The 16,784-nt window shown below is 66.4% G+C and carries 14 protein-coding genes and 1 tRNA gene; all 15 read right to left on the reverse strand.

The genetic code is table 11. The features are described from left to right. Nucleotides 1-24: 24 nt before the first annotated feature. The 15 genes from ACEQZD_RS08380 to pal all read right to left on the reverse strand — a co-directional run bounded on the left by ACEQZD_RS08380 (nt 25) and on the right by pal (nt 16,771). Complete coding sequence (locus ACEQZD_RS08380; protein ID WP_370184925.1) at nt 25-2,673, reverse strand: molybdopterin-dependent oxidoreductase; 2,649 nt, start codon at nt 2,671-2,673, stop codon at nt 25-27. Nucleotides 2,674-2,676: 3 nt separating this feature from the next. Beyond that, nucleotides 2,677-3,033, reverse strand: a complete 357-nt coding sequence (gene nirD, locus ACEQZD_RS08385; protein WP_370184927.1) for a nitrite reductase small subunit NirD — start codon at nt 3,031-3,033, stop codon at nt 2,677-2,679. Nucleotides 3,034-3,062: 29 nt separating this feature from the next. Further along, nucleotides 3,063-5,618 carry a nitrite reductase large subunit NirB gene (nirB, locus tag ACEQZD_RS08390; protein WP_370184929.1) on the reverse strand — a complete coding sequence of 852 codons (2,556 nt, stop codon included), beginning with the start codon at nt 5,616-5,618 and terminating at the stop codon, nt 3,063-3,065. Between the two features lie 14 nt (nt 5,619-5,632). Continuing rightward, nucleotides 5,633-6,919: an NAD(P)/FAD-dependent oxidoreductase gene (locus ACEQZD_RS08395; RefSeq protein WP_370184931.1), complete on the reverse strand. Its 1,287-nt coding sequence runs from the start codon at nt 6,917-6,919 to the stop codon at nt 5,633-5,635. A gap of 12 nt (nt 6,920-6,931) precedes the next feature. Next, a complete protein-coding gene (locus ACEQZD_RS08400; RefSeq protein ID WP_370184933.1) occupies nt 6,932-7,813 on the reverse strand; it encodes an ABC transporter ATP-binding protein in 882 nt (293 codons plus the stop codon). Between the two features lie 37 nt (nt 7,814-7,850). Next, a complete protein-coding gene (locus ACEQZD_RS08405; protein ID WP_194855438.1) occupies nt 7,851-8,852 on the reverse strand; it encodes an ABC transporter permease in 1,002 nt (333 codons plus the stop codon). Between the two features lie 25 nt (nt 8,853-8,877). Next, complete coding sequence (locus tag ACEQZD_RS08410) at nt 8,878-10,287, reverse strand: CmpA/NrtA family ABC transporter substrate-binding protein (RefSeq protein ID WP_370184935.1); 1,410 nt, start codon at nt 10,285-10,287, stop codon at nt 8,878-8,880. A 277-nt stretch (nt 10,288-10,564) separates the two neighbouring features. Then, nucleotides 10,565-11,749: a CmpA/NrtA family ABC transporter substrate-binding protein gene (locus tag ACEQZD_RS08415; RefSeq protein ID WP_370184937.1), complete on the reverse strand. Its 1,185-nt coding sequence runs from the start codon at nt 11,747-11,749 to the stop codon at nt 10,565-10,567. Then, nucleotides 11,746-12,366, reverse strand: coding sequence for an ANTAR domain-containing protein (locus ACEQZD_RS08420; protein WP_323745338.1), 621 nt, complete (start codon nt 12,364-12,366; stop codon nt 11,746-11,748). The genes ACEQZD_RS08415 and ACEQZD_RS08420 overlap by 4 nt, the downstream gene beginning before the upstream one ends. 2 nt (nt 12,367-12,368) lie before the next feature. After that, nucleotides 12,369-13,589 (reverse strand): gephyrin-like molybdotransferase Glp, encoded by a 1,221-nt coding sequence (gene glp / locus ACEQZD_RS08425; protein ID WP_370184939.1) that lies wholly within the window; start codon nt 13,587-13,589, stop codon nt 12,369-12,371. Nucleotides 13,590-13,766: 177 nt separating this feature from the next. Beyond that, nucleotides 13,767-13,842 (reverse strand) — tRNA-Lys (locus tag ACEQZD_RS08430). Between the two features lie 66 nt (nt 13,843-13,908). Beyond that, complete coding sequence (gene queC / locus ACEQZD_RS08435) at nt 13,909-14,580, reverse strand: 7-cyano-7-deazaguanine synthase QueC (protein ID WP_142948688.1); 672 nt, start codon at nt 14,578-14,580, stop codon at nt 13,909-13,911. A gap of 37 nt (nt 14,581-14,617) precedes the next feature. Next, nucleotides 14,618-15,259 (reverse strand): 7-carboxy-7-deazaguanine synthase QueE, encoded by a 642-nt coding sequence (gene queE, locus ACEQZD_RS08440; protein WP_370184941.1) that lies wholly within the window; start codon nt 15,257-15,259, stop codon nt 14,618-14,620. 150 nt (nt 15,260-15,409) lie between these two features. Continuing rightward, nucleotides 15,410-16,195: a tol-pal system protein YbgF gene (gene ybgF / locus ACEQZD_RS08445; protein ID WP_370184943.1), complete on the reverse strand. Its 786-nt coding sequence runs from the start codon at nt 16,193-16,195 to the stop codon at nt 15,410-15,412. Nucleotides 16,196-16,198: 3 nt separating this feature from the next. Beyond that, the gene (gene pal, locus ACEQZD_RS08450; RefSeq protein ID WP_370184945.1) at nt 16,199-16,771 is read right to left on the reverse strand and encodes a peptidoglycan-associated lipoprotein Pal; all 573 of its coding nucleotides are present in this window, start codon (nt 16,769-16,771) and stop codon (nt 16,199-16,201) included. Between the last annotated feature and the right edge of the window lie 13 nt (nt 16,772-16,784).

Here is a 16,784-nt window from a genome sequence, read left to right on the forward strand (position 1 = left end):
TTTCTCTCCTGCCTTGGGGCCCGGTCAACCGGCCAGAATGTGTTTCAACTCGGGGATGCAGGAACCGCAGTTGGTCCCGCAACGGAGCGACTTACCCAACGCCTCGACGCTGCGGTCGCCGGCTTCGATGCGCGCGCGAATGGCCGGCTCGCCGACCTGGAAGCAGGCGCACACCACCGGCCCGCTTTCGGCGGCGCCGTCCGGCGCTTCGCCGCTGAGCAGCGCCCGCCGCTCCGTGTCTTCCAGCGCGTCCCGTTGCAGCATCTCGATCAGCCAGTCGCGACCGGGCAAATCGCCTTTCGGGTGGATAAACAACGCGCCCATCAGCCGGCCGTCGCGTACCGCCGCCTGGCGGAAATGGCCGATGTACGGGTCCTGCATGTCCAGCCAGTGCAGGTCGTCGGCGTCGCCGGGGCCGCTGATCAGGGCGGCCAGACGCCGCCGGGCGCGGTCCGGATCGTCGCGGCCGGCCAGTTCGAACAGGTGCCCCCGGGGCAAGGGGCTGTAGCTCCAGTAAAAGCAGCGCGGATCGCCGCGCCGCTCGCGGGTGATCAAAAAGCCCTGCCAGCGCACCGCGCAGGGCGCCACGCGGACGCGGGACACTTTTGATTCCGGCTGACCGGACAGCGGATCGGTGGTGGCCTGCACCAGGGCGCCCATGCGCGCGCGGGCGCTGAACGGGCTGCTCCAGTGCATCGGCACGAACAGCTCGCCGGGACGCTGGTCGGCAGTGACACGCGCGCGCATCACGATGGCGCCGTGGCGGTTTTCCACGCTGGCCAGTTGGCCGTCGCCGATACGATGGCGGCGCGCGTCCTCGGGGTGCAGGGCGACAAAGGGTTCGCCGATATGCTGAAGCAGGCGCCGCGCCTTACCGGTGCGCGTCATGGTGTGCCACTGGTCGCGGATACGGCCGGTATTCATGATCATCTCACCGGGACCGGGCTGGCCTTCCGGTAGCCTGGCGGTGACCGCCACGACGCGGGCGCGGCCGTCGTCGGTGGTGAAACGGCCGTCGCCGAACAGCCGCCGGCGCCCTTGCGGCCATTGCCGGTTCACCGGCCAGCGCACCGGCGCCAGGGCGTCGTAGCCGGCCCGGTCCAGCGTCGCCAGCCCGCTGATATCGAACGCCCGGCGACCGTCGTTTTCGAACCCGGACAGCGCCGCGTGTTCGGCGAACACCTGGGCCGGATGCCGCCAGTCGAACGCCTCGGCGTAACCGAGCCGCCGGCCCACCTGGGCCAGCGCCCACCAGTCCGAGCGCGCCTCGCCGGGCGCTTCCAGGAAGGGCCGCTGGCGGGAAATGCAGCGTTCGGAGTTGGTCACCGTGCCGTTCTTCTCGCCCCAGGTGCGCGCCGGCAGTTTGATGTCGGCGAGCCGCACCGTGTCGGTGTCGGCCATGCACTCCGACACCACCACGGTGGGGCAGCGGCGCAGGGCGTCACGCACCCGATCCGCCTCGGGCAGGCTGACCACCGGATTGGTGGAAAGAATCCAGATAAATTTGATCCGCCCGGAGGCCACCGCCTGGAACAGCTCCACCGCCTTGAGGCCGGGCTCGCTGACCATGTTGGCGGCGTTCCAGAAGCGCTTTACCCGGTCCACGTCATCCGGCGCGAAATCCATGTGCGCGGCCAGCTGATTGGCCAGCCCGCCCACTTCGCGGCCGCCCATGGCGTTGGGCTGGCCGGTGATGGAAAACGGCGAAGCACCGGTTTTCCCCACCCGGCCGGTGGCCAGGTGGCAGTTGATAATGGTGTTGCACTTGTCGGTGCCGGTGGCGCTTTGGTTGATGCCCTGGGAGTAGAACGTCACCGTGCGCGGGCGCCCGGCGAACCAGTTAAAGAACGTCTCGATATCTTCTTCCGGCAGATCACAGCGTTGCGCCAGGCTCGCCAGCGAACCGCTGTCCGCCTCGGCCCGGGCCAAAGCGTCCTCGAAGCCGCGGGTGTGTTCGCGAATGTAGTCCCGGTCCAGATGGCCGTGCCGGCCCAGCCAGGCCAGCAGGCCGTTGAACAGCAGGCCATCGGCGCCGGGCCGTAACGGCAGATGCAGATCGGCCAGATCACAGGTGGCGGTGCGGCGGGGATCGATCACCACCACTCTGGTGTCCGGGCGCGCTTTTTTCGCGGCGACCATGCGCTGGTACAGCACCGGATGGGTCCAGGCGGCGTTGGAGCCCACCAGCACCAGCAGCTCGGCGCTGTCCAGATCCTCATAGCAGCCGGGCACGCTGTCGCCGCCGAAAGCGCGCTTGTAGCCGGCCACCGCCGACGCCATGCAGAGCCGGCTGTTGGTGTCCATGTGGGCGCTGCCGACAAACCCTTTCATCAGCTTATTGGCGACGTAATAGTCCTCGGTGAGCAGTTGCCCGGAGCCGTAGCAGGCCACACTGTCGGGGCCGTATTCCGCCACCGTGTCGCGCAGCCGATGCGTCACTTCATCCAGCGCGCTGTCCCAGTCCACCACCGCGCCGTCCACTTCCGGGTACAGCAGCCGGTTGTGATGGTCGAGGGTTTCATGGAGCGAAGCGCCCTTTACACAAAGACGCCCCTGGTTGGCCGGGTGGTTCGCCATTCCGGTAACGCTGTCGCCGGCGCCGTTCACGGAGACACCGCAACCCACGCCGCAGTACGGGCAGGTGGTGTCGGTGGTGTGAATGCGCTCGGCCATGGCTCAGGTACCGGTCCGGTTTAGCGCCGCCTGCAGCGGCCGCAGCAGCACCTTGTCACCGTCCAGCTTCACCTCCCAGACCGGCACCGACACGTGGTCCTGCTCCAGGCAGGCACCGGTGAGCAGGCTGAAGTGCTGCTTATACAGCGGCGAGGCCACCACCAGCTCGCCGTTGACGTCGCCGACGATGCCCCGCGACAGCACGTTGGCGCCGCCGATCGGGTCGTGGTTGCCGATCGCGTAAAGCGGCGGCGACTGATCCGGCAGGTAGAACAACGCCACCTGCTCGCCGTTGATCAGCGCGGCCACGCCGCTGCCGGCCACCAGATCCTCCCGGGTACAAATATGTTGCCATTGCATGGTTGCTCTCCTTCCCTTCGCCGGTTGTTTCAGACGCTGACGGTTTCAATCAGATCGCTGCGCTCGTCCTCGGTGGCGGGACGGGGCTGGCCCCGCTCGCGCACGAAGCGGATGTCCTGGTCGGGCGTCTCCGCATTGACGAAGCTGCGAAAGCGCTTGAGCTTTTGCGGGTCGTCGATGGTGGTGCGCCACTCGCACTGATAGCGCTCGCGGACCACTTCCATCTGCGCTTCCAGTTCGGCGGCGATGCCCAGGGTGTCGTCGATCACCACCTGGCGCAGGTAGTCCAAACCGCCTTCCAGGTTTTCCAGCCACACCGAAGTGCGTTGCAGGCGGTCGGCGGTGCGCACGTAGAACATCAGCACCCGGTCCACCAGTTGCACCAGTTGCTGATCCGAAAGATCGGTGGCGAACAGATCCGCGTGGCGCGGCCGCATGCCGCCGTTGCCGCACACATACAGGTTCCAGCCGTTCTCGGTGGCGATCACGCCGATGTCCTTGCTTTGCGCTTCGGCGCATTCGCGGGTGCAGCCGGACACCGCGAACTTGAGCTTGTGCGGCGAGCGCAGGCCCTTGTAGCGATGCTCCAGGAAGATCGCCATGCCGACACTGTCCTGCACGCCGTAACGGCACCAGGTGGAGCCGACGCAGGATTTCACCGTGCGCACCGACTTGCCGTAGGCGTGGCCGGTTTCGAAGCCGGCGTCGATCAGCTCTTCCCAGATCAGCGGCAGTTGTTCCAGACGGGCGCCGAACAGATCGATGCGCTGGCCGCCGGTGATCTTGGTATAGAGATCGTATTTGCTCGCCACCCGGCCCAGTGTCATCAGCTTTTCCGGGGTGATTTCACCGGCCGGCACGCGCGGCACCACCGAGTAAGTGCCGTCCTTCTGCATGTTGGCGAGGAACACGTCGTTGGTGTCCTGCAGGCCCACGTGCTCGGGTTCGAGGATGTAGTCGTTATGGATGCTGGCGAGAATCGAGGCCACCGCCGGCTTGCAGATTTCGCAGCCGAGCCCTTTGCCATGGGTGTCGCGCACCTCGCGGAAACTCTTCAGGCCGCCCACCAAAATCAGGTGGTAGAGCTCCTGGCGAGAATATTCAAAGTGCTCGCAGAGGTGGTTGTTCACCTCCACGCCGCGCGCTTCCAGCCCGGCGTCGACCACGCTTTTCAACAGCGCGGCGCAACCGCCGCAGCCGGTGGACGCCTTGGTGGCGTCCTTGATATCGCCCAGCGAGCAGCAGCCGCCGTCCAGCGCGTCGTTGATGGCGCCCTTGGAAACGTTGTGGCAGGAGCAGATGGTGGCGCCGTCCGGCAGCGCGTCGGCGCCCAGCGCCGGCGCCGCGTCACCGGCGGGCAGAATCAACGACGCCGGGTTGTCCGGCAGCGGAATGCCGTTGAGCATGTACTGCAGCAGGGTGTCGTAGGCGTCGCAGTCGCCCACCAGCATGGCGCCGAGCACGTACTTCTGGTCTTCGCTGACCACCAGCTTGCGGTAGACGCCGGCCACTTCGTCCTGGAAACGGTAACAGCGGGCGCCGGCGGTGCGCGCCTGGGCATCGCCCACCGACCCCACGTCCACGCCCATCAGTTTCAGCTTGGTGCTCATATCGGCGCCGGTGAAATCGCCGGCTTGGTTGTGGAGCACCGCGGCCACGGTGCGCGCCATGGTGTAGCCCGGCGCCACCAGCCCAAAGATCTGATTGTTCCAAAGCACGCATTCACCGATCGCGAAGATCGCCGGGTCCGAGGTGCGGCACTGGTTGTCCACCACGATGCCGCCGCGCTCGCCCAGCTCCAGACCACTCTGGCGGCCCAGGCTGTCCTGCGGGCGGATGCCGGCGGAGAACACGATCATGTCGGTTTCCAGCGGCGCCTGGCCTTCGAAGTTCATGCGCAGGGTGTGCTGTTCGCCGGCGTCGATCAGCTCGGTTTTCATGCCGGTGTGGATGTGCACGCCGAGCGCCTCCACTTCCTTGCGCAGCAGGGCGCCGCCGGTTTCGTCGAGTTGCACCGGCATCAGTTGCGGCGCGAATTCCACCACATGGGTTTCCAATCCCAGCAGCCGCAGCGCGTTGGCGGCTTCCAGCCCGAGCAGGCCGCCGCCCACCACCACGCCGCGTTTGGCGTTGCCGGCGCAGCGTTTGATCGCGTCCAGGTCGTCCACGGTGCGGTACACCAGGCAGTTCTCGTGGTCGTGGCCGGGGATCGGCGGCACGAACGGATAGGAACCGGTGGCCAGCACCAGGGCGTCGTAGTCTTGCCGGACACCGCCGGCGGTGATCACGGTTTTATGGTCCCGGTCGATCTCCACCACCTCGTCGTTCAGGTGCAGCGTCACCCGGTTGTCCCGGTACCACTGCGCCGGGGACAGACAGAGATCCTCCGGGGTCTGGTCGTCGAACAGCGCGGACAGATGCACCCGGTCGTAGGCGGGCCGGTTCTCGCCGGCGAACACATGGATGGTCCAGGGGCTGGCGTCGCCCTGCTCGACCAGGGTCTTCACCAGGTGGTGACCGACCATGCCGTTGCCGATGATCACCAGGTTGCCCGAGGTGGGAAGTACGGTGTTGTCGTCCGTCATAGCCTTGCCTCCTGTTAAGCGACATCGACCGAAACATCGGCCGGGGTTGATTCGTCGTCGTCACGGCTGGGGTCCGTGAGCAGCACGTCGCGCAACGCACTGACGTCGCGGTCGCTTTGATGGGTTTGGAAATACCACTGGCTGTGGCGCACATCGCCGACCAGCAGCACGCCGCGCAGGCGGCCGTCTTCGATAATCAGTTTTTTATAGACCCCGGCTTGCGGGTCGCTGAGCCACAGGGTCTGCTGGCCGGCCACCGCCTCCACCTGCCCCATGCTGTGGATATCCAGGCCGCCGACCTTGAGGCGGGTGACCAGGGAAGGATCGCGATAGCGGGCGGACCGGCCCTTGAGCACCCAGGCCAGCACGTCGGCCTGTTCCTGCACCGGCGCCACCAGGCCGTAGGTGTTGCCCTGGAATTCGCAGCATTCGCCCAGCGCGTGCACCTGCGGGTCGGAAGTACGCAGGGCGCTGTCGACGCGCACGCCGGCGCCACACTCCAGGCCGGCGTTTTGCGCCAGTTCCCGGTTGGGGGTGATGCCGGTGGCGAACACCACCAGATCGGCGGGCAGCGTTCGCGGCGTGCCGCCCTCTTCCACTTCCACACCACTCACCGAGGTGTCGCCGAGAAGACGCTTGGGGTCGCAACCGGTGCGCACCCGGATACCACGGGCGGCCAGCGCCGCCTCCAACAGGGACGACGCGCGGGCGTCGAGTTGCCGGTTCATCAGTACCGGGCGGCGGTGCACCAGGGTCACGTCGGCGCCCAGACGGCGCAGGCCGACGGCGGCTTCCACGCCCAGCAGGCCGGCGCCGACCACCACCGCGCGGGCGCCGGGGCGCGCCCGGCTCCAGCCGCGCAGACGCTCCACGTCGTGCAGGGAACGGAAGCCGCTGACACCGTCCAGCTCCGCGACACCGGGCAGCGGCGGCATGGAAGAACGGGCGCCGGTGGCAATCACCAGGGTGTCGTAGTCGACCCGTTCACCGTCGTCGCAGAACAGGCAGCGGCGCTGCCGGTCGAGGCGCGCCACCCGTTTGCCCAGGCTCACCGTCACCCGGCGCGCCCGGTACCAGGCGTCATCACGCGGCGTGATGGCATCCAGGTCGGTCTCCTCGCCGAGCAACGGCGAGAGCATGATGCGGTTGTAGTGACGCACCGGTTCCTCGCCGAGCACACGCACCGACCAGCCATGGTCGGTGCCCAACCGGCTGATCAGGCTTTCCGTGGCCATGCCGTTGCCGACGATCACCAGCCGGCGCCGTGCCTCGGTGCGTTTCATGCGGGTGGCCCGAATCATCGCTGGCTCCCCTCAGGCCCGACGGCCGAGCCGGTCCACCAGGCCGGCCACCTTGCCCCGTGCCGGCGCCGCCTCGTGTTCGTCGACGGCCGGTTCGCGGGGGATCTCCACCACCTTGCGCTGCTTCTCGTAGAGGAAGCTGAGCACCTGCTGACGGAAGTGGTTGTAGTCGCTGTTCTCGGCCAGCGTGACGCGGTTGCGGGGGCGCGGCAGATCGATATTGAGCACCTCGCCGATGGTGGCGGCGGGGCCGTTGGTCATCATCACGATGCGGTCGGACAGCAATACCGCCTCGTCCACATCGTGGGTAATCATCACCACGGTGTTGTTCAGATCACGCTGAATCTCCATCAGCGAGTCCTGCATGAGCGCCCGGGTGAGCGCGTCCAGGGCGCCGAACGGCTCGTCCATCAGCAGCACCTTGGGGCGCATGGCCAGGGCGCGGGCGATACCGACACGCTGCTTCATGCCACCGGACAGTTCGTCCGGGCGTTTGTGCATGGCGTGCTCCATGTGCACCAGCTTCAGGTTCTGCTGAATCCAGTCGCGCATTTCCGCTTTGCTCATGCTGTCGCGGAACACCTGACGCACCGCCAGCTGCACGTTCTCGAAGGCGGTCAGCCAGGGCAGCAGCGAATGGTTCTGGAACACCACCGCCCGGTCCGGGCCCGGTTCGTTGACCTCCTTGCCGTCGAGGGCGACACCGCCTTCGGTGGCCTGAAGCAAACCGGCGAGAATGTTCAGCACCGTGGATTTGCCGCAGCCGGAGTGGCCGATCAGCGACACGAACTCGCCTTTTTTGATGCGCAGCGACAGCTCATCCAGGGCCCGGAACGGGCCTTCCGGGGTCGGGAAATCGATGCTGATCTTGGAGATGTCGAGATAATGGCTCATCACAGAATTCCTCTCTTAAAACCTGCCCGCAACGCGTTCAGCGCAGGTCCGCGGATTTGTCCCAGGACACCAGGCTCTGCACGGCCAGCATCAGACGGTCGAGCAGAAAGCCGATGGCGCCGATGGTGATCACCGCCACCATGATGCGGCTCAGCGAATCGGAGCTGCCGTTCTGAAACTGGTCCCAGACGAACTTGCCCAGGCCCGGGCTCTGCGCCAGCATTTCCGCCGCGATCAGCACCATCCAGGCGATCCCCAGGGAGGTGCGCAGGCCGGCGAACATCATCGGCATCGCCGACGGCAACACGATGGTGCGCACATGGGTGAGCCAGCCCAGCCGCAGCACCCGGCTGACGTTGTTGAGGTCGTTGTCGACGCCGGCCACGCCCACGGCGGTGTTGATCACCGTGGGCCACAGGCAGCACAGCATCACGGTGACCATGGAGGTAATGAACGACTTGGGGACCAGCGGGTCCTGGCTGACATAGACGGCGCTCACCACCATGGTCACCAGCGGCAACCAGGCCAGCGGCGACACCGGCTTGAGCAGTTGAATCACCGGATTGAAGGCGCGGTACAGGGTGTGGCTGAGGCCGATCAGAATGCCCAGCGGAATCGCCAGCAGCGACGCCAGCACGAAGCCCGCCGTCACCGTCATCAGGCTGGTGAGGATCTGGTCGATAAAGGTGGCGCTGCCGGTGTAGGGAAAGATCCGCGGCTGATAGGACGGATCCACCGCCTGCCGCTGGGCGTTGCGCTCACGCTGACGCTCATAGAAGGCCTCCTCTTCGCGGCGCTCCGCGGCGTGTTCCTCGAGCAGCGCCCCACCCTGCTGCCACACGTCCAGGGGCCCGGGGAAGGCACCCAATGAGGTATTGATCTGCCCCGCCGCCACGGCCCACAACAGCAGGAAGGCGGCGATGCCGGCCAGCGGCACCAGCAGGGTTTTAGCCAGGGCGCGCAACTGCTCCGACGGCCGTTCGCCGCGCGCTAGCTTGATCCACGGTTGTAACCAGGTTTGCTGGCTGATCGAAATCATTTCATCACCCTCTTTTACCGGTGCGTTAAAGGCGCTGGTCGCCTTTCAGGCCGATGTCGAACTGCTTCAGGTAGGCGTTGGGCTCGCGGCCGTCGTAGGTCACGCCGTCGATGAACTCGGACTGCGGCGGCTTGAAGCCGTCCTCGCTGTCGAAGTCCGGGAAGTCCGAGGCTTTCATCTTTCCTTCCTGGATCAGCGCCCTGGCCGCCAGTGCGTAGACATCCGGGCGGTACACGTCGCGGGCGGTCTCCATGTACCAGTCGTCGCTCTTCTGCTCGGCGATCTGGCCCCAGCGGCGCATCTGGGTGAGGTACCAGATGGCGTCGGAGTAGTAGGGATAGGTGGCGTTGTGGCGGAAGAAAACGTTGAAATCCGGGATCGGCCTTTCGTCGCCCTTCTCGTATTCGAAGGTGCCGGTCATGGAGTTGGCGATGACCGCTTCGTCGGCGCCCACGTATTCGCTTTTGGCGAGAATCTTCACCGCCTCGGGGCGGTTGGCGTTGTCGTTCTCGTCCAGCCACTTGGCCGCGCGGATCAACGCCTTGACCACACGGGCGTGGGTGTTGGGGTATTTCTCCGCCCAGGCTTCGCTGACGCCGAACACTTTTTCCGGATTGTTTTTCCAGATTTCGTAATCGGTGATCACCGGTACGCCCACGCCTTTGAACACCGCCTGCTGGTTCCAGGGTTCGCCGACGCAGTAGCCGTGGATAGTGCCGGCCTCCAGGGTGGCGGGCATCTGTGGCGGCGGCGTCACCGACAGCAGCGCTTCGGCCTGGAGCTGGCCGGAGGTATCGCCTTTATGGGGCGCGTAATAACCGGGATGGATGCCGCCGGCGGCGAGCCAGTAGCGCAGCTCGTAGTTGTGCGTGGAGACCGGGAACACCATTCCCATCTTGAAACGCTCACCGCGATCCCGGTACGCCTTCACCACCGGTTTCAGGGCGCTGGCGCTGATCGGATGCACCGGCTTGCCGTCGCGGTGCTCGATGTTTTTCTTCATCTCCTCCCATACCGAATTGGCGACGGTGATGCCGTTGCCGTTCAGGTCCATGCTGAAGGCGGTGATGATGTGCGCCTTGGTGCCGAAGCCGATGGTGGCGGCCAGCGGCTGACCGGCCAGCATGTGGGCGCCGTCGAGCTGGCCGTCGACCACGCCGTCGAGCAGCACCTTCCAGTTGGCCTGGGCCTCCAGCGACACATACAGCCCTTCGTCCTCGAAGTAGCCTTTTTCGTAGGCGATCGCCAACGGCGCCATATCGGTGAGCTTGATAAAGCCGAATGTCAGCTCCGGCTTTTCCGGCCAGCCCACCAGCGGCTTGTCCGCCGCCTTCGCGACACCCGCGAACACGGTCAGCACGAAGGCCGCCAGCACGGCCAGCCGCCGTGCAGCGCCGGGGCCCGGGCGGGGAGAGATCGAATCGGCGTTGTTCATGGTGCTGCTCCTTTACTATCAACGACGGCGTTCGGGGTCGGCGACGCAAAAAAAAAGCGCCCACCACTTTCCGTGGTGAGCGCCTTCGCTCAGATCAGTCGCATATTGTCCGGAGGGTCGGCACCGCCATTGGTTTCCGACCTGTTATCACCTGCTCTCAACCTTATACATTCAACTTCCATGCCACATCGGCATCGGCGCTCAAAGGCCGCCATCGCGGGCCCCGGGCGGCGGCGGCGACGCCGCGCCGTGCGCCAATCCGGTGATCAGGCACGGATCATGGCGCGGATTGGTGCAGAAAATTCATGGAACGCAGCTGCCACTCCTCACCATCGATAAAGGTGTCCGCGCCCATGCCGATTTCCCCCTGGCTGGTCTCCAGGCGCCAGGGGCCGGCGTGGATGCCCTCGCCTTTCCAGTCCTGGCCCGGCAACGGGGTGTCGGCCAGCGCCCGGCGGTACAGATCCGGGCGGTAGCACGCCGCCGCCACGGCGGACAGATCCTGGTCGCCGGGCAGCCAGCCCCAGCGGGCCATCTGGTTGAGAAACCAGTAGCCGTGGGAGACCCAGGGGAAATTGGCCAGGTAGCGATGAAACACCAGCAGGTCCGGCTCCGGGGCGTCGCCACTGTCCGGCCGGTAACCGGTGTGGCCCAGTAACGCCGGCGCCAGCGCCCGGCGGTCCACCGGCAGGTATTCCGCCAACAACGACACCGCCTGCGCCCGGTTTCCATCCAGCCACACGCCGGCCTGATGCAAAGCGCGCAACAGCGCATCCAGGGTGTCCGGGTTGGTCCGCGCCCAGTCCTCGGTCACCCCCAGCACCTTGTTGGGTGCGTTCTGCCAGATGTCCCGGCCGGTGGCCACGCAGCAGCCGATACCGTCCGCCGTGGCCACCGCGTTCCAGGGCTCACCGGCGAAGAAACCGTGGATGTGCCCGAGCCGCAGATGATCGACCATCTGTGACGGCGGCAGCACCACGGTGGTGACGTCACGGTCCGGGTCGATGCCGGCGCTGGCCAGCCAGTAGCGCAGCAACAGATTGTGGCTGGAATACGGAAACACCACCGCCAGAACCAGCGGCGGCTGCTTTTCCAGTTTCCGCTGCTCGATCAGTTGTTTCAGACTGGCGGGGCCCGGGCGGCCGCGCGTGGTGCTCTCAAGATCCCGGTACAGGGACGCGGACAAGGTCATGCCGTTGCCGCCCAGGTTCAGCGAATACGGCGCGATCAAGGGTTTATTCAGGCCGCCCAGCCCCAGCGTCGACGCCATCACCATGGGCGCCAGCATGTGCGCGCCGTCGAACTGGCCGACGATCACCTTGTCGCGGATATTGGCCCAGGACACCTCTTCCTGCAGGGTCACGTCCAGGCCCTGGTCCCGGAAAAAGCCCAGCTGAGCGGCGGCCAGCAGCGGCAGGCTGTCGGTGAGCGGCATATAGCCCAGGGTGAGATCGGTCTTCATTGATCACGGGTCCTCTGCGATTTCGGCGCCAGCAGCCCCAGCACCGACACAATGTCGTTGGCCACGTCCACCAGCTTCTGGCTGCGGTCCATGGCCAGCTTGCGCATGGCGTGGTAGGCCTCGTCCTCGTCCATCTGGCGGTGCTGGATCAGCAGCGCCTTGGCTTTGTCGATCACCTGCCGGTCGGCGAGCCGGGTGCGGGTTTGTTGCAGCTCGTTGCGCAGCGCCTGGAATTCACGGAAGCGGGCCACCGCCACGTCGACGATGGAACGCACCCGCTCCGGATTGAGGCCGTCCACCACGTAAGCGCTGACACCGGCCCGGATGGCGCGGTCGATGGTATTGCTGTCGCCCTGCTCGGCGAACATGATCACCGGCTTGGGAAGATGCTGGTTGAGCACCGTCATGTGCTCGAGCATGTCCCGATCCGGCGACTCGATATCCACGATCACCACGTCCGGCTGATGCTCGGCCACCTGCTTCATCAGGCCCTGGGCGCTGGCCATGCGGCAGATCACCTGGAAACCGCAGTCGGTGAGCGCCTGCTCGAGCATCGCCGCCCGGGCCGGGGTATCGTCGACCAGCATCACGCGGGTGTGTTGCGGCTGCTCACTCACGGCTACATCAACCAGCGGTCGAAAGGCAGAACGGACACGGTATCGCCGGCGGCCACATCGCCGCGCTCCGCCTCCAGGCGGATGAAAGCGTTGGCCCGGGTCACCGACGACAACACCCCGGACCCCTGCGAGCCGGTGGTCGCCACCCGGTGGCCGTCGCCGTCGGCGAACAGCACGGCGCGCTGGAAGTCGGCTCGCCCGGGCTTCTTGCGCAACGGCGCGTCGGCCCGCGCCGGCACCAGCAACGGCGACTCCCCGGAGCGCTCGCCGGCCAGATGGCGCAGGGCCGGCAGCGCCAGCTGATGAAAGGTCACGGTGGCGGACACCGGATTGCCCGGCAGGCCCAGGAACAGTGCTTCGCCCAGGGTCCCGAAAGTGAACGGCTTGCCCGGCTTCATGGCCACCTTATAGGCGTTCACCCGGCCGATACGGTCCAGCACCCGGCGGGTGTGGTCCGCCTCGCCCACCGACACGCCGCCGCTGGCGATCACCACATCATGACCGCGCGCGGCGCTCTCCAGCACGGCCTGCAAGCGCTCCGGCGTATCCGCGCAAATCCCCAGGTCGGTGATCGCCACATCCAGCCGGCGCAGCATGGCGGTGAGCAGGTAACGGTTACTGTCGTAGATCTGGCCCTCGGCGAGCGGTTCGCCGGGCTCGCGCAATTCCGAACCGGTGGACAACAACGCCACCCGGGGCCGGCGCAGCACTTCCACGGCGCTCAGCCCCAGCGACGCCAGCAACCCCAGGTCCGCCGGCCGCAGCCGCCGCCCGGCGTCCAGCAGTCCGGCGCCCACGGCGATGTCCTCACCGGCGCGGCGGATGTTCTCGCCGGGGCGCGGCGCACGCACCGGGCGCACCCGGGTGGTGCAGCCCTGCCCTGTTACTTCGCACTCCTCCTGCATGATCACCGCGTCGCACCCGTCGGGTATCAGGGCACCGGTCATGATGCGCACGCAGTGCCCCGCCGGCAGCGTCCCCTTGAAGGGCGCCCCCGCCGTGGCGGTGCCCGCCAGCGCCAGGCCGCCTTCCGCCGGCCAGTCGGCGCCGCGCAGCGCGTAGCCGTCCATGGCGGAATTGTCCGCCGGCGGCACCGCGCGGGCGGCGAGCAGGTCCTCAGCGAGAATCCGGTCCAGCCCGTCCCGCAGCGGCACCGTCTCGCGCTCCGTCACGGAGCGAACGGCGGCAAGCAGACGGTCGCGGGCCTCTTCAAGACTGAGCATAGGGTCGCCGGTTGATTAGGAGATAACCGGACTTATGCATCAAGCATGCCACCGATTGGTGCGCGGACAGCGGCGGCACCACGGCGGGGCAGCGGTCAGGTGATGGCGGGCTTGTGGGAGCGGTGAGAAAGCGACAAAAAAAAGGGGCTGCCTTTTGGCAGCCCCTTTTCGGAATAGTGGTGGGTCGTGCTGGATTCGAACCAGCGACCAATTGGTTAAAAGCCAACTGCTCTACCAACTGAGCTAACGACCCGCCGAATGAGGCGCAAATAATACGGATTTATTTCGCCGTGACAAGGCCTGAGGGCCATTTTTTTCGTTAAGACTGGTAGATCGTGGGATCTTTGATCAAAGCCTGCTCAAAGCCCTCGCGGCGCAGCCGGCAGCTGTCGCAGCGGCCGCAGGCGCGGCCTTCGGCGTCGGCCTGGTAGCAGGACACGGTGAGGCTGTAATCCAGGCCCAGCTCGGTGCCCCGGCGGATGATCTCCGCCTTGGAGAGCGCCATCAGCGGCGTGCTGATGCGCACCGGGTGCCCTTCCACGCCCGCCTTGGTGGCGAGCCCGGCCAAGTGCTGGAAGGCGTCGATGAATTCCGGGCGGCAGTCCGGGTAGCCGGAGTAGTCCACGGCGTTGACGCCGATAAAGATGGCGTCGGCGCCGACCACTTCCGCCAGCCCCAGGGCCAGGGACAGGAAGACGGTGTTGCGGGCCGGCACATAGGTGACCGGGATGCCCTCGCCGCCGTTCTCCGGCACGTCGATGGCGTGGTCGGTGAGCGCGGAGCCGCCGATGCCGCCCATGCCGAGCTCTATCACCCGGTGTGATTCGGCGCCCAGGGCGGCGGAGACGCGCTCCGCCGCTTGCAGCTCGGAGCGGGTGCGCTGGCCGTAATCGAAGGCGATGGTGTGGCACCGGAACCCTTCGGCGCGGGCCATCGCCAGGCAGGTGGCGGAATCGAGTCCGCCGGAGAGCAGTACCACCGCGGTTTCCATGGTGTCTCCTGTTTACCTCGGGTTGATGGGGGCCGGATCAACGCCCGCGGGCGTCGTTCCAGAGCAGTTTGTGCAGTTGCAGCTGGAAGCGCACCGGCAGGCGGTCGGCGAGGATCCAGTCGGCCAGCTCACCGGGCGGCAAATGCCCGTGCACCGGTGAGAACAGCACCTCGGACACCCGCGCCGTCAGGTTGTGCTGGTCCAGTGTAAAGCGGGCCCAGTCGTAGTCGCGGCGGTCGGCGAGCACGAACTTCACCTGGTGGTGCGGGCGCAGATGGGGGATGTTCTCCAGCCGGGTGTTGTGCTGTTCGCCGGAGCCCGGCGCCTTGAGGTCCATGACCACCGAGACGCGCTCGTCGACGTCGGCGATGTCCATGGCACCGCCGGTTTCCAGGCTCACCTGGTAGCCCCGGTCGCACAGTTCGGTGAGCAGCGGCAGGCAGTGGGGCTGGGCCAGCGGTTCACCGCCGGTGACGGTGACGTAGCGAGCGGAATAGCCGTCCACCTGCTCCAGGATGCGCTCGAGGGACCATTTCTCGCCGCCCTGGAAGGCGTACTCGGTGTCGCACCAGACGCAGCGCTGCGGGCAGCCGGTGAGGCGCACGAATACGGTGGGCACGCCCACGCTGCGGGATTCCCCCTGCAGGGAATGGAAGATTTCGGTAATGCGCAGTTCCACGGTGGACGCTCTCACACTTCTGAGTGGCGCGGATTCTAACACCTTGCTGCGGCCGGGTCCGCCCCCCGCTTTCTTTGGTCTCTGGGATCCTGCCGGGAGCTTTGCTCCCTTTCGCGGGCTGGGCCCGCTCCCACAAGCCCGCTCCTAGAATTAATCGCCGTTGAGCTGCTTGAGCATGCTCTTGGCCATTTCCGCCTCGGAGGCGTCGGGGAACTGCTTGATCAGCTTGTGCAGGGAGACTTCCGCTTCGCTGGTGTTGCCGGCCTTGGCCTGCAGGCTGGCGAGCTTGTACAGGCTGGTGGGGGCACGGCTGTGGTTCGGGTAGTCGTCCACCACGGTCTGGAACTGCTTGCGGGCCTTGTCCAGCTGCGGAGTTTTCTGATTGCTGTAGACCTCGCCCAGCCAGAAGTGGGCGTGGGCCCGGAACTGCCCCTGCGGGAAGTCCTTCAGGTAGGCTTCGAAGGCGGTGGCCGCGGCGTCGAAATCACGCTCGAGCAGCTTGCCGCGGGCGGCGGAATAGGCCTCGCGGTCCGCTTCCGGGTCGGCGGGCGTGTCACTGTTGCCGCCGTCGTCGCCGGCTTCGGCGTCGGTCTTGGGGGCGCTGTTCACTTGTTCGACCAGCGCGTTAATCCGGGTGTCCAGGTCCAGGTAGCGTTCGCGCTCCGCGCCTTTAAGCTGCGTCAGCTCATGGCGAAGCTCTTCCACCTGACCCTGTAAATTCTGAACTTGCTTCTGGTACTGCTCCATTTCCTGCATCAGCAGGTAGATGCCCTCTTCGCCGCCACCGTTGCCGGTGGCGGACGACGAGGCCCGGCCGCCGCCGGAGCCACGCTCCTCGACGGCCAGGGGGCCGGTGCTCTGTGCCTGGGCACCGAGCACCGGCCCGCCAAGCAGGATAGCCAGTAAAAAGCGCTTAATTACCTGCTTGGACCGCATGGCTTACGGACGGCCGGCGGTGTAGTTCAGGACCACGCGACGGTTCTTCGCCCAGTCCATTTCGCTGTGGCCGAAAGCAGCCGGCTTCTCTTCACCGTAGGCGACCACTTCCACCTGGGAAGAGCTCACGCCCTGCACGCGCAGGAACTTCTGGACCGCTTCGGAACGACGCTCGGACAGAGCAACGTTGTACTCACGGGTGCCACGCTCGTCGGCGTGACCTTCCAGACGCACCTTGGCATTCGGGTTGTCTTTCAGGTAGCTGGCGTGGGCGCGCAGGGTTTCGAAGGCGGCCGCCGGCACGGTGTTGCTGTCGAAAGCGAAGTAAATCACTTTGGTGTCGGTGGTGCCGTCGTAGTTGGACGGGTGGTTGTGGAAGTTGTCCGCGGTCACCGGAATGCTGCTGGTGTCCGGCTTGGACGGCGCGGGACGCTCGACGGGCTCAGCCGGGCTGCTCTGGCTGTCGGTCGGTTGAGTATCGGTCGCGGAGGTGTCCTCCTCGGTGGGAGTACTGGAACACGCAGCCAGCAAGCCGGCCAGAAGCACGGCGAAAAGCGGGTTAATGAATGAACGCATACTAAAAACTCCT

Origin of the sequence: Alloalcanivorax sp. (genome assembly GCF_964221125.1) — a bacterium.
Classification (GTDB): Bacteria; Pseudomonadota; Gammaproteobacteria; order Pseudomonadales; family Alcanivoracaceae; genus Alloalcanivorax; species Alloalcanivorax venustensis.